The sequence below is a fragment of the Ornithinimicrobium pratense genome, assembly GCF_008843165.1.
Lineage (GTDB): Bacteria > Actinomycetota > Actinomycetes > Actinomycetales > Dermatophilaceae > Ornithinicoccus > Ornithinicoccus pratensis.
Genome location: NZ_CP044427.1, coordinates 901,343 through 916,966, shown reverse-complemented (window position 1 = coordinate 916,966; position 15,624 = coordinate 901,343). Strand labels below are relative to the sequence as shown.

The window sequence follows — 15,624 nt, the reverse complement described above, 5'->3', positions numbered from 1 at the left end:
ACGCCGCGACGATCACTCCTCGCCCCGGGCCGGGCGCCTCCGAAGCGTCCGGCCCATGAGACGAGCTGGGTCAGCGGGCGCGGCGGGCGGCCTTGCGCCGGTCGGCGCGGTTGTTGGCCTGGCCACCTGCTCCGGCGCCGCTCACCGCCGGGGTCCGGCCCTGCTCCTCGGCGGGCAGGCTGCCGTCGGCCCGGACGGGCCGGGCCTCGGCCTCACCACGCTCGCCCGGGGCGACGAAGGTCAGCTGCTGCTCGGCCGGCTTGGCTGGGGCCGCGTCCTCGGTCTTCTTCACCTCGGCCTGGAAGAGGAACTGGACCGACTCCTCCTTGATCGCCTCCATCACGGCCTGGAAGAGCTGGAAACCCTCGCGCTGGTACTCCACGAGCGGCTCACGCTGGGCCATCGCCCGCAGCCCGATGCCCTCCTTGAGGTAGTCCATCTCGTAGAGGTGCTCGCGCCACTTGCGGTCCAGCACCTGCAGCACGATCCGCCGTTCGACGTCACGCATCAGCTCCTCGCCGATCTCGGCCGCACGCTGGTCGTAGGCATGCTGGGCGTCGCTGGTCAGCTGCTCGACGAGCTGCTCGGTAGTGACCCCGGCCCGGCTGCCGGCCTGTTCCACCACGTCCTCGACGGTGATGCCGACCGGGTAGATCTTGCCCAGCTCGGCCCACAGGGCCTCCAGATCGATCCCGTCCGCCAGCCCCATCCCGCCGGCCACCGTGACGTAGTCGGTCACCACGTCGTTGATGAAGTGCCGCACCTGCTCGTGCAGGTCCTCGCCCTCCAGCACCCGGCGACGCTCGGCGTAGATCACCTCGCGCTGGCGGTTGAGCACGTCGTCGTACTTGAGCACGTTCTTGCGGGTCTCGAAGTGTTGTGCCTCGACCTGCGCCTGCGCGCTGGCGATCGAGCGCGAGACGATCTTGGACTCGATCGGGATCTCGTCGCTCAGCCCCGTGGTCGACATCACCCGGTCGACCATCGCGGCGTTGAACATCCGCATCAGGTCGTCCTGAAGGCTGAGGTAGAACCGGGACGCGCCCGGGTCGCCCTGACGTCCGGCGCGGCCCCGCAGCTGGTTGTCGATGCGGCGCGACTCGTGCCGCTCTGTGCCCAGCACGTAGAGCCCGCCCAGCGCGGTCACCTCGTCGTGCTCGGCGGCGACCGATGCCTCCGCCTGGGCCAGCGTGCTCTCCCAGGCCGCCTCGTACTCCTCCGGCGTCTCCTGGGGGTCCAGGCCCTTGGCGTGCATGGCCGCGATCGCTCGGAACTCCGGGTTGCCGCCCAGCATGATGTCGGTGCCTCGGCCGGCCATGTTGGTGGAGACGGTCACGGCGCCCTTGCGACCCGCCTCGGCCACGATCGCGGCCTCCCGCTCATGGTGCTTGGCGTTGAGGACCTCGTGCTTGACGCCTCGACGCCGCAGCTGCTCGGACAGGTACTCCGACTTGGCCACCGAGGTGGTGCCGACCAGCATCGGCTGACCGGCCCGGTGGCGTTCGACGATGTCGTCGACGACCGCCGAGAACTTAGCCTCCTCGGTCCGGTACACCAGGTCCGGCAGGTCTTTGCGGACCATCGGCCGGTTCGTGGGGATGGACAGCACACCGACCTTGTAGATCTGGTGCAGCTCGGCGGCCTCGGTCTGGGCGGTACCGGTCATCCCGGCGAGCTTGTCGTACATCCGGAAGTAGTTCTGGAGGGTGACGGTCGCCAGGGTCTGGTTCTCGTTCTTGATCTCCACCCCCTCCTTGGCCTCGATCGCCTGGTGCATGCCCTCGTTGTAGCGGCGACCGGGCAGGATGCGGCCGGTGTGCTCGTCGACGATCATCACCTGACCGTCCATCACCACGTAGTCCTTGTCGCGGTTGTACAGCTCCTTGGCCTTGATTGCGTTGTTGAGGTAGCCGATGAGCGGGGTGTTGGCCGACTCGTACAGGTTGTCGATGCCGAGGTAGTCCTCGACCTTCTCGATGCCCTGCTCCAGCACGCCGACGGTCCGCTTCTTCTCGTCGACCTCGTAGTCCCCAGAGGCCTCGATGCCCCGCATCGGGTCGGCCGCGGTGCCCCGCTCCAGGCGGCGCACGATCTTGGCGAACTCGTTGTACCACTTGGTTGCCTGGTCCGCGGGGCCGGAGATGATCAGCGGCGTGCGGGCCTCGTCGATGAGGATGGAGTCCACCTCGTCGACGATCGCGAAGTGATGCTCGCGCTGGACCAGGTCCTTCAGCGACCAGGCCATGTTGTCGCGCAGGTAGTCGAAACCGAACTCGTTGTTGGTGCCGTAGGTGATGTCCATGTGGTACTGCTCGCGCCGCTGCGCCGGCGTCATCGAGGACAGGATGACGCCGGTCTCCAGACCCAGCGCCCGGTGCACGCGGCCCATGAGCTCGGACTGATACTGCGCCAGGTAGTCGTTGGTGGTGATGACGTGCACGCCCTTGCCGGTGAGGGCGTTGAGGTAGGAGGGCAGGGTGGCGACCAGGGTCTTGCCCTCACCGGTGCGCATCTCGGCGACGTTGCCCTGGTGCAGGGCGGCCCCACCCATGAGCTGGACGTCGAAGTGCCGCTTGCCGATCGTGCGCTTGCTGGCCTCACGCACCGCGGCGAACGCCTCGGGCAGCAGCTGCTCCAGGGTCTGACCGTCGGCCAGGCGGGCCCGGAACTTGTCGGTCTCCCCCCGCAGCTCGGCATCGGTGAGACCCTCGAAGTCCTCCTCCAGGGCGTTGACCTGGCGGGCGACGGTCTGCAGCTTGCGCAGCGCGGACTTCTCACCGGCGCGCAGGATCTTCTCGAAGAGGTTCGGCACGCACCTAGGCTAACCGTCCCGGCTGGAGGTTCCCTAGCACGGGTGCCGGAGCGGCGGGCTCAGGGGGCCGGCAGGTCCACCCTTCCCAGACCCAGCCACCCGGCCATCGCCTCCAGCTCGGCAACCAGGGCTGGGCCCGCCCGGGTCACGTCCGCGCCGACCTCCCAGTGCAGGGACTGCACCCGCAGCACGCCTGCGGCCCGGTCGGCCTTGAGGTCCACCCGACCGACGAGTCGTTCGTCGTGCAGGAAGGGCAGCACGTAGTAGCCGTGCTCCCGCAGGGGCGCCGGCACGTAGATCTCGATCCGGTAGCGAAAGCCCCACAGGTCCTCCACCCGGTCCCGCTGCCAGACCAATGAGTCGAACGGGCTGAGCAGCGCCGAGCCTGGCACCGCGCGGGGACGACGTGCCGCTGGGTCCAGGTATGCCGTGCGCCGCCACCCCGGGACGCTCACCGGCTCGACCTCTCCGGAGCTGACCAGTCGCTCCAGCGCCTGGTCGACGACCGGCCCGCGCACCCGGAAGTAGTCGGCCAGGTCGCGCTGGGTGCCGATGCCGTGGGCCCGGACCGCCAGCCGCAGCAGGTGGGTCACCGACTCCAGCCGCTCGGGGGCCTCCGGTGAGCCGGGTGCCCGGGCCAGCACCTCCGGCGGCAGCACCTGATCGGGCACGGCATACCGTCGCTCGAACTGGGACGAGCGCCCCGCCGAGGTGAGCTGCCCGGCCCGGAACAGGTGCTCCAGGCACCGCTTGACCGCCGACCAGTTCCAGCCCCAGTGCTCACGGCCCTTGCCAGCCCCGTGCGGCAGGTGGGCCTCGACCTCGCGGGCGGTGAGCGGCCCGTGCCCACGCACCACCTCGACGACGGCTTCCGGCAGCCCGGGGTGCGCCTGACGCAGGCTGAGGTCCCCGTCACCGGACCGGGCCTGCAGCATCCGAAAGCCAAGGTAGGGCCAAGTGGAGGGTGGGATCAGGGAGGCCTCGTGCGCCCAGTACTCGACCAGGCTTCGACCGCCCCGCGACCGGGGACCGCGGCCGTCGCGCATCCGGTCCAGCAGCGCGGTGTCGTAGGGCCCGAGCCGGGAGAAGAACGGCAGGTACTGGGCACGGGTGAGCACGTTGACGCTGTCGATCTGCACCACCTGCAGCTGGTCCACGACCCGACCGAGCGCTCTGGTGCCCGGGCTGGCGGGGCGGGGCCGCCCAAAGCCCTGCGCGGCCAATGCGATCCGGCGCGCCTGCTCGACCGGGATGGTCCGCACGGTGCGCGGCCGGGGGCTCGAGGACGTCATGGTGGTCACTGTGCCACGGGCGACCGACAACCGAGCCGGCCGATCGTGTGCACCCGCGCACACAGGGCGGGCGCCCCGCCTGTCGGCAGGGGCGCCCTTGCCTGTGTCACGCGCTGGTGACGGGACGGTCAGGAGGCGACGGCCTCGTCGTCGTCCCCGGCCTCAGGGACGTCCTCGTGCTGGAGGCGCAGCACGCCGTAGGACCAGCCTCGACGACGGTAGACCACGCTGGGTTGGTCGGTGTCGGCGTCGTGGTAGAGGAAGAACTCGTGGCCCACCAGCTCCATCTGGGACAGCGCCTCGCCGAGGGTCATCGGACCTGAGGAGTGCACCTTCTCGCGGATCTCGATGGGGCTGTTCCCCTGGGTCTGCAGCGCCTCGTCCACCGCCTCCTCGGCAGTGCGGGTCTCCTCGCCCTGCTGGTCGGAGTCCTGCGGAGCCAGCGGCTCGGTGGGCAGGCCGAAGGTGGCCTCGGCGACCGAGGGCAGGCGGTGCTTGCCGGTGTGGCTGACCCGCCGCTTGTCGCTCAGGCGGCGCAGCCGCTCGGTGAGCTTGCTCATCGTCAGGTCGAGCGCGGCGTACTCCTCGTCGGCTGCGGCCTCCGCGCGCACCACGGTGCGGTGCACGTAGCAGGTGATCTCGCAGCGCTCGGCCTCCTTGGCCAGGCGAGGGTTGTTCTCGCGCGTCAGGACGACCTCGGTGCGCCGCACCCGCGGCGTGAGCTGTGGGATCTTGGACAGCTTGTCCTCGAGGTGGCGGCGGAACCGCTCAGAGATGTCCTTCTTGCGACCGGTCACGGTGAGTTCCATCGGGTCCTCCATCAATGGGGTGTGTGCTGGTCATGCTGCCGCCGCGTCATGGCTGCGGCACTTGCGTAGGGCCTGCATCACCCCCTTCGTTTGACTCGCGAAGGGCTCCATGCGCCTACACTAGTCCGCCCGCTGCGGACGTGCCTGGGCAGGCCGACGGGCCGTCGCGGCGACCGTGACGGCCACCACCGGACCGGCCCCCGCGGCCAGCAGCGCCCGCGTGCACTCGGCCAGCGTGGCCCCAGTGGTGACCACGTCGTCGACCACCACGCACGGCACCTCGCGAAGCGCCGCACGCACGCGGGGACGCACGGTGACAGCACGCTGCAGGTTGGCCGCGCGCTGCTGCGCCGACAGCCCGGCCTGGTCCTGCACCCTGCGGGTCAGCCGCAGCGCGTCGACCAGCAGGTCCGCCCGACCAGCCGCCGCAGCCAACTCGGGCACGGGTCGCCGCCCGCGGGTGCGGATGCTGCTGGGCGCCGAGGGGGCAGGCACCAGGGCGACCGGGGTGTGCTGCAGGACAGCGGCGGTATGCGGTGGCGACCCGGCGAGGGCCTCGGCGAGGACTCCCCGCAGAACCGTCGCCAGGACCGGGTTCAGCTCTACCCGGTCCTGCTCTTTCCAGGCGACGACGGCAGCACGCACCTGGCCTGCGTAGGCCAGACCCGTCCAGGTCGGGGGGAACCCCCGTGGGCAGGGCGTGGGCCGCCAGGGCCGCGGGGCGCTGGCGCTGAGGACGACCGCGCAGTCGGGACACCACCGAGTGCCTGCTGCCCCGCACCCGGCACAGGAGCTGGGAGCGGCCAGCTCGACGAGCGCGAGCAGGTCGGGGCGCCACGGCATCTCGTCAGCCTGGCAGGGTCCGGCCCGACCTGGTCTCGGTCGTCCACAGGCTCAGCTGCCCGGGACCACCAGCTCATCCCCGTTGCGAGCGTTGAACCAGCCCCGGGTGCCCTCCTCGGTGTAGAACCGGCCGTCGGCGCTGCGCACGACCGGACGCGGGCCCTCGACCCGGGGCACCGGCACCACCTCGACGAAGTCCACCCCGTCCACCGCACCCAAGGGTTGCAGGAAATCGCCCAGGGGCAGCGAGAAGCCTCGGAGGGCGGTGTCCTCCTGGCGCTGTCCGACGAGGTAGAGCGCGCGCGGGGAGGCCCACCGGGCCGAGCTGACGTCGACCAGGGATCCGGCCGCCGGCACAGCCCGGGTCAACCCTCGAGGTTTGCCCTCCTGATCCCGCAGAATCCCGGCGATCATGAGGCGGCCGCGCTCCCGTGTGGCCTCACCCATGACCATCGCCACCCGCGTGCCGTCCGGGGAGACCGACAGCGAGCGCACCCGGTCCCGATCCCGCAGCCAGGGCACGTCCAGCGGCTCGGCCAACGAGTGCACGTCGTCCCGGTCCAGCGCCCACACCCGGGGAGCCCCGGTGCTGCGGTGGACCCCGGCGACCAGGAAGGCCCCCTGGGGGTCGACGGCGGGGACGGTCAGCTGGTTGCCGATGCCGGCGTTGGTGCTGGACTCCCCCTCAGACTCCCGCTGCTGCCACCGCCACACCGAGGTGCGGTCGTTGGACACCGCGGCGAAGTCCTGCAGGTCCGCGGTCACGGCGACCCCACCCCAGGAAAGCCCTAACCGGGGCAGCCGGAGGTTGGCAGCCTCCTCGGTCAGATTGGGCAGGCGGGCGTCGGTCGGGTCGACCGGGAAGAACTGCTCGCCGATTCGGAGCAGCGCGATGTTGACGCTGCGCTCCGCCTCGACGTAAGGCAGCTGGCCAGTGCTGGTGATCGGCCCCTCGTGCCCGCGCACGCCCAGCGACCGCCCCGCCGCCTGCACGTCGACCGCACTGATCCCGCCCAGCGCCAGCAGCGCCTGGCTGATCTGACTCACCAGCGCCTCGGAGGCGTCGCCGCCGTCGACCGGCCCGGAACCCTCCAGGGGCACCGTGGCCAGCCGGGTCTCCGGGTCCACCGTGACCGACGGGGCCGCGAGCCGGACGTTCTCGCTGTCACCCGTGCGCACCGCGCCCGCCAGGTGCTCCGGCACCGGGGCCAGGGCTGCCCGGGTCACCGCCGTGGGCAGTCCCTCGCCCCGGGCCAGCCAGCGGACCTCCGGGACGAAGTACTGCCCCTGGGTGCTGAGGTGGTACAGGCTGGTGGCCCGGAAAGCGGCGGTGAGGTCGGGGTAGGTGAGCCAGACTCCGAAGTCGTCCGGGAAGGCGCTGATCCGCCACTGGCCCTGTATCCGGGTCAGCTCAAAGGACTGGGTGACGGTGCCAACCTCCTGCTCGGTCAGCCGACCCTGCGCGTCGATGCGAGCCACCACCTCAATGCTCACCTGCGCCTCGCGGCCGGTGTCGCTGACGGTGACGACCGGCGTGCCGTCGTAGACCAGGACGTTGCTGGTCGGCACCCACTCGCTGGCCAGACCTTCGACCAGGAACCGCCGGACGACGTCCTCCTCGTCGGCAAAGCCCACATTGGCCCGCAGGAAGCCCCGGACGATGTCCGCCGCCGAGGCGTCCGGCTGGGGCGAGTTCAGCAGCCGCTGGATCTCCGGCTGGGCCTGCACCTGGACCGGCAGGCCGGCCCGGGGCTCCGGCGTCGTGGGCAGCTGCCCGGAGCAGGCGGCCAGGAGCAGCGCAACGATGGCGGCCCCCGCGAGGCTCCGGGCTCGTCGTGGGGCTCGTCGTGGGCCATGGTGCCGCCCCTGGTGGCTGAGTCTCATGCATCCCCCTGTCGGGTCGCCAGCGCAAGCACGACCGGCGGCACCTCGTTGTCGGGCAGGTCTCCGGCCTGGGAGACGACGGGCGGCACGGCGGAGGCCTCGCCGTGCAGGCTCCCCCGGGCCGCCACGTCCCACGGCTCCGGAGTCGGTCGCACCCGCACCGTCTCACCCTGCGACCCGTCCGGCCGCGCGGCCGTAGAGGCGTGGTCCGGGCCGGTGGCCAGGGGTCGGTGGTCCAGGTCCGTGGCGGGGGTGGCGCAAGCAGAGGGCGGCGGCCCGGACACGGCGGTAGCCGGCAGGTCCCCCGTGGTTCCCGGCCCGTCGGCGGCGACCAGGGCTACCGCTGGCTTCGGCTCGTTCGTCGAGGGCAGAGTCTCCAGCTCGGCGTCGCCCCAGGTCTGGGCCGGCTGGTCGTGAGTGACCAGCGGCACCGGGGGCGGCCGGTCGGCGATGACGAAGGCCTCGTGGCGGGGCAGCAGCAACCGGAAGCAGGCACCGTGCCCAGGCACGCTGCCGACCTGCAGCCAGCCACCGTGCACCCGCGCGTCCTCCTTCGCGATCGCTAGGCCCAGCCCGGTCCCACCAGTCGTGCGGGTGCGCGCCAGGTCGGCGCGCCAGAACCGGTCGAAGACCCGCGCCTGCTGCTCAGCCGTCAGCCCGATGCCGTGGTCGCGCACCGAGCAGGACACCACGTGCTCGGTTGCTGCCACGGTGACCTCGACCGGGCCGCCCTCGGCATGCTCCAGCGCGTTGGAGAGCAGGTTGCGCAGCACCCGGGAGATGCGCCGGCCGTCCATGCTGACCAGAACCGGCTGCTCGGGGACCACCAGCACGATGGTCGAGCCGTGCGTCTGCGCCAGCTGCTCCATGCTGGACACGGCCGAGCGCACCAGCGGGACGATGTCCTCCTGATGCCGCTCGACGGTGACGGCCCCGGCGTCGAACCGGCTGATCTCCAGCAGCTCGGTGAGCAGCTCCTCGAAGCGGTCCAGCTCCTGGTCCAGGAGCTCGGCCGAGCGCGCCACGGGCAGCGGGAAGTCCTCTTTGGAGGCGTGCAGCACGGCACCGGCCATCCGCATGGTGGTCAGCGGGGTGCGCAGCTCGTGGGAGACGTCGGAGACGAAGCGTTGCTGCAGCTGGGACAGCGAGCGCAGCTCGCGGATCTGGTGCTGGATCGAGTCGGCCATGGTGTTGAAGGAGGTGGCCAGCTGGGCGATCTCGTCGGTGCCGTGGACCGGGAGCCGCTCGTCGAGGTGGCCCTGAGCCAGCTCGCGCGAGACCTTGGCCACCTCGGCTACCGGCCGGGTCACCATCCGCGTCGCGATCGTCGCCAGCCCGGCCACGAGCAGCACCAGCCCGGCGCCGGCGGCCAGGAACAGCTGGCGGACCAGATCGAGGGTCTCTTGCTCCTGATGCAGGGGATAGATCAGGATCAGGTCATAGGTGCCGGCACGCAGCAGCGTGACCCGCGAGCCGACCACCACCGCCGTCACCGCCTCCTCCTCGCCGGTCAGGGTCGCCGGGACGATGACGACCTGTTGGTTCTCGGGGTCCTGGTCGACGGCCAGCTGCAAGGCCTCCGGGATGTCCGAGGCCGTGACGCCCAGGGCGATGCCCTCCACGATCGCGCCCCCGTCGTTGCTCAGGGATGGCAGCAGCAGGACCCGCCGACCGTCCGGTCCCGCCCCGGCCATCGCAGAGACCTGCTCCCCGGCCGCGTACCGCAGGCCCGAGTCGTCCCGCCGGTCGGTGGAGTCGAAAGCGTCCTGAAAGAGGGCAACCTGCTGGGCGGCGTCGCGCTGGGCGGAATCGGTGCCCTGCTGGACCAGCCCGACCGCGATCTGCTGATACAGCACCGACCCCAGCAGGCCGGCCAGCACCAGCCCGATGAGGACGGTGGTGGTGATGACGCGCGCACCCAGCGAGGCCAGCCACCAGCGCGGGCCACGCCACCGCCTGCGCGGCTCTGCCTCAGGAATGTCCGGCCTTGTATCCGACGCCACGCACGGTCACCACGATCTGGGGATTCTCCGGGTCCTTCTCGATCTTGCTGCGCAGCCGTTGGACGTGCACGTTGACCAACCGGGTGTCGCCCGCGTGCCGATAGCCCCACACCTGCTCCAGCAGCGACTCCCGGTCGAAGACCTGGCTCGGCTTGCTGGCCAGCGCCACCAGGAGGTCGAACTCCAGGGGGGTCAGCGGGATCTGCTCGCCGTCCCGGGTCACCTGGTGACCGGCCACGTCGATGACGACATCGCCCACCTGCAACTTGTGCTCGTCCTGGGAGTGGTCGCGCCGGAGCCGGGCCCGGACCCGCGCGAGCAGCTCCTGCGGTTTGAACGGCTTGACCACGTAGTCGTCGGCGCCGGCCTCGAGCCCAGCCACCACGTCCTTGGTGTCGGTGCGAGCGGTGAGCATGACGACCGGGACCCCCGACTCAGCGCGCAGCAGACGGCATACCTCCACCCCGTCCATCGAGGGCAGCATCACGTCGAGCAGCACGAGGTCGGGCCGGAACTGACGGATCATCGGCAGCGCCCGGGCCCCGTCCCCGCACGTGGCGACCTCGTAGCCCTCTTTGCGCAGCACGATCCCCAGCATCTCGGCCAGGGCCTGGTCGTCGTCCACGACGAGCACACGTGCGCTCATGGCTTCTCCTGCTCCTCACGGGTCACCGGACTGTGGGCAGCCTACGTGCTAGTACCGGTAGAGCTCGGACTTGTACGGCCCAGCGGGGTCCAGGCCCAGGTACTCGGCCTGCGCCTTGCTTAGCTCGGTCAGCTGGGCCCCGAGCGAGCCCAGGTGCAGGCGGGCCACCTCCTCGTCCAGCTCCTTGGGCAGGGTGTGCACGCCGAGCGGGTAGTCCTCGAGGCGGGTGAACAGCTCGATCTGGGCCAGCACCTGGTTGGCGAAGCTGGCGGACATCACAAAGCTGGGGTGGCCCGTGGCGTTGCCGAGGTTGAGCAGCCGTCCCTCGGAGAGCACGATGATCGACCGGGCCCGGCCGCCTTCGGCGTCCGCTGGGAAGGTCCATTCGTGCACCTGGGGCTTGATCTGGGTGCGGGTCACACCGGGCACCCTGGCCAAGGCGCCCATGTCGATCTCGTTGTCGAAGTGACCGATGTTGCCCAGGATCGCCTTGTCCTTCATCGCCATCATGTGCTCCACGGTCACCACGTCCGTGCAGCCGGTGGCGGTGACCACGAAGTCGGCGGAGGCGATGACGTCCTCAAGCCGGGCGACCTGGTAGCCGTCCATCGCGGCCTGCAGGGCGCAGATGGGGTCGATCTCGGTGACGATGACCCGGGCCCCCTGTCCGCGCAGGGCCTCGGCGCAGCCCTTGCCGACGTCGCCGTAGCCGCACACCACGGCCACCTTGCCCCCGATGAGCACGTCGGTGGCCCGGTTGATGCCGTCGATCAGGCTGTGCCGGCAGCCGTAGATGTTGTCGAACTTGCTCTTGGTCACCGAGTCGTTGACGTTGATGGCGGGGAAGAGCAGGCCGCCGGCCTCGTGCAGCTGGTAGAGCCGATGGACACCGGTGGTAGTCTCCTCCGTCACCCCGCGCAGCCCCCGGGCGACGTCGGTCCAGCGGGTCGGGTGCGCCTGCAGCCCTTCACGGACCGTCCCCAGGATGACCCGCCACTCCTCGGGGTCGTCCTCCTCGGCGGTGGGGACGGCGCCCTGCCGCTCCCACTCGGCCCCCTTGTGCACCAGCAGGGTGGCATCACCGCCGTCGTCGAGAATCAGGTTGGGCCCCTCCCCGGGCCACAGCAGGATCTGTGTGGTGCACCACCAGTACTCCTCCAGGGTCTCGCCCTTCCAGGCGAAGACCGGCACGCCTTGCGGGTCCTCCGCGGTGCCGTGCGGGCCGACCGCGACGGCCGCGGCGGCCTCGTCCTGGGTGGAGAAGATGTTGCAGGACGCCCACCGGACCTGCGCGCCGAGCTCGACGAGGGTCTCGATCAGCACCGCGGTCTGCACGGTCATGTGCAGCGACCCGGCGATCCGGGCGCCGGCCAGCGGCTGGGAGTCCGCGAACCGCTCCCGCAGCGCCATCAGGCCGGGCATCTCGTGCTCGGCCAGGCGGATCTGGTGCCGGCCCTGCTCGGCCAGCCCCAGGTCACGCACCCGGAACGGGGCTGACCGGTCCAGCGGCTGGTCCAGCGCGCTGGAGTGGGCGGGGTTGAGGCTCTGCGTGTCCGGCATGACCCAATGCTACGTGGCAGGCACGTCCTCCCCGACCGGGTCATAGTCGGCCGTGACGTCAAACTCGGGCTCCACGTCCAGCGCGAGCAGGGCGTTCTCCAGCACCTCGGTCAGGGCTGGGTGGATCCAGTACTGGCCGCGGGCCAGTTCGTGCGCGGTAGGGCCGCCGTCCGGCCCGGCCAGGGACAGCGCCTGGATGACTGGCTGGATGAGGGTCGAGGCGTGCGGGCCCATGGCGTGGGCACCGAGCAGCCGTCCGGTGGCCCGGTCGGCGACCACGGTGAACAGCCCGGTCGAGTCCTCCATGGCCCAGCCGTAGGCCACGTCGCCGTAGCGCTGGGTCTTGGTGGTCACGGCATACCCCTGCCCCCGCGCCTGGTCCAGGGTCAGGCCGACGGTGGCCACCTGCGGGCGGCTGAAGACCGCGGCCGGGACGTAGCGGTGGTCGAAGGACTGCAGGTCGTCGGGGTGCACGAGGTTGTGCGCCACCACCCGTGCCTCCTGGTTGGCCACGTGCTTGAGCTGGTAGGGCGAGGAGACGTCACCCAGCGCCCAGACCCCCTCCACGTCGGTGCGGCCGTGCTCGTCGACGACCACCCGGCCGTCGCGGTGGGTGCGCACCGCCGTGTGCTCCAGCCCCAGGTCGTCGCTGTTGGGGACCCGCCCGGTAGCCACGAGCAGCAGCTCCCCGGTGACGATGCCGTCGCTCAGCTGCAGCTCGACGCCGTCGCCCCCCTGGCGTACTGCCTCGACGGTCACCCCGGTCCGCACGTCCCACTGGGCCCGGGCCAGGTCGGTGAAGGCGGCGGAGATGTCCTTGTCGAAGTGGGTGAGCAGGCCCTTGCCCCGGGTCACCACGCTGACCCGCACGCCCAGGCTGGCAAAGACGTGCGCGAACTCGGCGGCGATGACCCCACCGCCCAGGATGACCAGGCTGGCCGGGAGCTCGTCCATGCGCATGATCGAGTCGGAGGTGTGGAAGGGCACCCCGGAGGAGCGCACCTCCTCGGGGACGAAGGGGCGCGCACCGGTCGCGATGACGACCTGCTTGCCGGTGATCCGGTGCCTGCTGCCGACCTCATGGCTGCCGCCAGGGGTGGTGATGTGCACCTCGAGCTCGCGGTCCCCGACAAAGCGGGCGTGCCCCAGGTAGGCCTCGGTGTGTTCGGCGTCCCGCCGGTACTCGCGCCCACCTTCGCTGATCGCGTCGATGCGGCCGAAGACCCGGTCGCGGATGTCCCGCCAGCGCACCCCCTCCAACGTCGCGTCGACCCCGAACCGGGCCGCGTCGGTGATGGTGGCGGCGATGTCGGCGGTGTGCACGAACATCTTGGTGGGGATGCAGCCCACGTTGAGGCACGTGCCGCCGAAGGCGTCCTCGCTCCCGACTCCCCGGTCGACGACCGCCGTGCGGAGCAGGTCGAACTCGGGGGTGACCAGGGAGTTGCCGGAGCCGCTGCCGATGATGACCAGGTCGAAGTGCGTGGGATCCTCGCTCACCGTCGAAGGGTAGCCTGCGGGCCCGAGCGCGTGGCCTAGACCCGCTCCAGCTCCTCCCGGACCGCGACCAGCCCGTCCCACACCTCGACAAACGTCGTCGACAACGGCGCCAGCCCGAGGCGCAGCCCGTCCGGCGCGCGGAAGTCGGGGATCACGCCACGTGCCCAGAGCCGGGCGTTGACCTGCTCGAAGCCCGAGTGGCGCAGGGTGAGGTGGCCCCCGCGGCGGTCGTGGTCGGCCGGGCTGGCGACCGTGATCCCGAGCCCCTCCGGCCACGCGGCGACCACCCGGGCAGCGAAGTCGGTCAGCGCCAACGACTTGGCCCGCACCGCGTCGATGCCCGCCTCCTGCAGCATCTGCAGGGCCAGCCGTAGCGGGACCATCCCGGCCACCGGTGGGGTACCGCTGACCAGCGCCCGAATCCCTTGGGCCGGCACATATCCGGCCTCCATGAGGAACGGGTCACGGCGACCCATCCAGCCCTGGATCGGCTGCCTCAAAGTTGGTATGTCGTGGTGCCGGCTGGCCAGGTAGGCGTGCGCGGGCGCCCCGGGACCTGCGTTGAGGTACTTGTAGTTGCACCCGACGGCAGCGTCCCACGCCCAGTTGTCCGCGTGGATCGGCACCGACCCCGCGGAGTGGCAGGTGTCCCACAGGACCATCCCGCCGGCCTCGTGCACCACCCCGGTGATCGCCTCGGCGTCGGCGAGCCACCCGGACCGGTAGGCCACGTGCGAGAGCAGCACGACGCCCGTCCTCGGGCCCACCGTCTCGGCGACCTGGTCGGCGGTGACACCGGCGGCGGTGTCCACGTCGATCCACCGCAGCACCAGGCCGCGCTCAGCGGCCACGCCCTGCGCCACGTAGCGGTCGGTCGGAAAGTTGTCGGTGTCCAGCACGAGCTCGGTGCGGCCCGGGTCGACGGCGAGCTGGTGGTCGACCAGTGCCCGCAGCACCTTGTAGAGCAGGACGGTCGTGGAGTCCGCGACCACGGTCTGCCCGGCAGCGGCACCGAGGGCGGCGGCACCGAGCAGGTCACCGGTCTCCTCCGGCCAGCGCATCCACGCTTCGTCCCAGGACCGGATCAGCCTGCTGCCCCAGTCGTGCCGCACGAACTGTGCCATCGCCTCCGCGGTGCCGGCCACGGGGCGGCCCAGGGAGTTGCCGTCGAAATAGGCGAGCACGCCCTCGGCCCGCTCGAAGCAGCTGGCGTAGTCGGCCAACGGGTCGGTCGCGTCCAGCTCCCGCGCCAGCTCCCGGGTCGGCACCTGGTCGACGTGGTCGACCGTGCCCTGCGCGTGCTCAGCCACGGCTAGTCCCCCCGTGGTAGCCCTCCGGCGTGACGTCCTGGAGGCGGGTGCGCACGTCGTAGAGCTCGGGGAAGAAGGTCAGGTCCAGGGCCCGGCGCAGGAAGGGCACCCCCGAGCTGCCGCCCGTGCCGCGCTTGGAGCCGATGATCCGCTCGACCGTCTTGAGGTGACGGAAGCGCCATACCTGGAAGTTGTCCTCCACGTCGACGAGCTCCTCGGCCAACTCGTACTCCAGCCAGTGCTCGTGCGGCGCGTCGTAGACCGCGGCGAAGACGTCCAGCACGCCCTCGTGCGCCTCGTAGGGCTGGGTGACGTCGCGGTCCAGTACCTCCTGCGGCACGGGGTGACCGCGGCGGGCCAGCAGGCGCAGCACCTCGTCGTAGAGGCTCGGCTGGTGCAGCAGGTCCTCCAGCTGCGCCTGGACGGCCTCGTCGTGCGCGAAGACGCGCAGCATGTCGGCGTTCTTGTTGCCGAGGGAGAACTCGACCGCCCGGTACTGCCAAGACTGGAAGCCGGAGCCGGTGGCCAGGAAGTGGCGGAACTGCGCGTACTCGCTCGGTGTCATCGTCGCCAGGACCGACCACTGCTCGGTCAGCGTGTGCTGGATGTGCTTGACCCGCGCGATCCGCTTCAGCGCCGGCTGCACGTCGTCGTCCGCGAGGAGCTCGCGGGCCGAGGTGAGCTCGTGCAGCATCAGCTTCAGCCATAGCTCGGACGTCTGGTGCTGGATGATGAAGAGCATCTCGTCGTGGCGGGGAGGGACGGCCTGCGGGTGCTGGGCCGACAGGACCCGACCCAGGTCGAGGTACTCCCCGTAGGACAGGTTGCGCCCGAAGTCGCGCTCGATCCCCTCCTCCAACTCACGTCGGGACCGGGTATGGCGGGTGATCGGGTCAGCGTCGGCGCTCATCCGGCGATGATGACACAGGGGGTGACGGGAGCCGGGTCGGGTGCGTGGTCGTTCC

The 15,624-nt window shown here is 71.1% G+C and carries 11 protein-coding genes; all 11 read right to left on the bottom strand.

The genetic code is table 11. The features are described 5' to 3' along the window. Positions 1-70: 70 nt before the first annotated feature. Positions 71-2,812, bottom strand: coding sequence for a preprotein translocase subunit SecA (gene secA, locus FY030_RS04170; RefSeq protein ID WP_158060411.1), 2,742 nt, complete (start codon positions 2,810-2,812; stop codon positions 71-73). 59 nt (positions 2,813-2,871) lie between these two features. Continuing rightward, the gene (locus FY030_RS04165; RefSeq protein WP_158060410.1) at positions 2,872-4,104 is read right to left on the bottom strand and encodes a winged helix-turn-helix domain-containing protein; all 1,233 of its coding nucleotides are present in this window, start codon (positions 4,102-4,104) and stop codon (positions 2,872-2,874) included. 128 nt (positions 4,105-4,232) lie between these two features. Then, positions 4,233-4,913, bottom strand: a complete 681-nt coding sequence (gene hpf / locus FY030_RS04160; protein ID WP_158060409.1) for a ribosome hibernation-promoting factor, HPF/YfiA family — start codon at positions 4,911-4,913, stop codon at positions 4,233-4,235. A 120-nt stretch (positions 4,914-5,033) separates the two neighbouring features. Next, positions 5,034-5,756 carry a ComF family protein gene (locus tag FY030_RS04155; RefSeq protein WP_158060408.1) on the bottom strand — a complete coding sequence of 241 codons (723 nt, stop codon included), beginning with the start codon at positions 5,754-5,756 and terminating at the stop codon, positions 5,034-5,036. 51 nt (positions 5,757-5,807) lie between these two features. After that, positions 5,808-7,640: an LpqB family beta-propeller domain-containing protein gene (locus tag FY030_RS04150; protein ID WP_158060407.1), complete on the bottom strand. Its 1,833-nt coding sequence runs from the start codon at positions 7,638-7,640 to the stop codon at positions 5,808-5,810. Next, on the bottom strand, positions 7,637-9,643 hold the full coding sequence (gene mtrB / locus FY030_RS04145; RefSeq protein WP_158060406.1) for an MtrAB system histidine kinase MtrB: 2,007 nt from the start codon (positions 9,641-9,643) through the stop codon (positions 7,637-7,639). The genes FY030_RS04150 and mtrB overlap by 4 nt, the downstream gene beginning before the upstream one ends. Continuing rightward, entirely contained in the window at positions 9,612-10,289 is a 678-nt protein-coding gene (gene mtrA / locus FY030_RS04140) for an MtrAB system response regulator MtrA (RefSeq protein ID WP_158060405.1), read from the bottom strand. The genes mtrB and mtrA overlap by 32 nt, the downstream gene beginning before the upstream one ends. Positions 10,290-10,337: 48 nt before the next feature. Beyond that, a complete protein-coding gene (ahcY, locus tag FY030_RS04135; RefSeq protein WP_158060404.1) occupies positions 10,338-11,849 on the bottom strand; it encodes an adenosylhomocysteinase in 1,512 nt (503 codons plus the stop codon). A 9-nt stretch (positions 11,850-11,858) separates the two neighbouring features. Next, positions 11,859-13,349: a mycothione reductase gene (locus FY030_RS04130; RefSeq protein ID WP_158060403.1), complete on the bottom strand. Its 1,491-nt coding sequence runs from the start codon at positions 13,347-13,349 to the stop codon at positions 11,859-11,861. A 35-nt stretch (positions 13,350-13,384) separates the two neighbouring features. After that, positions 13,385-14,659: a kynureninase gene (locus tag FY030_RS04125; protein ID WP_238348544.1), complete on the bottom strand. Its 1,275-nt coding sequence runs from the start codon at positions 14,657-14,659 to the stop codon at positions 13,385-13,387. Beyond that, a complete protein-coding gene (gene kynA / locus FY030_RS04120) occupies positions 14,652-15,569 on the bottom strand; it encodes a tryptophan 2,3-dioxygenase (protein ID WP_158060402.1) in 918 nt (305 codons plus the stop codon). The genes FY030_RS04125 and kynA overlap by 8 nt, the downstream gene beginning before the upstream one ends. Positions 15,570-15,624 lie beyond the last annotated feature (55 nt).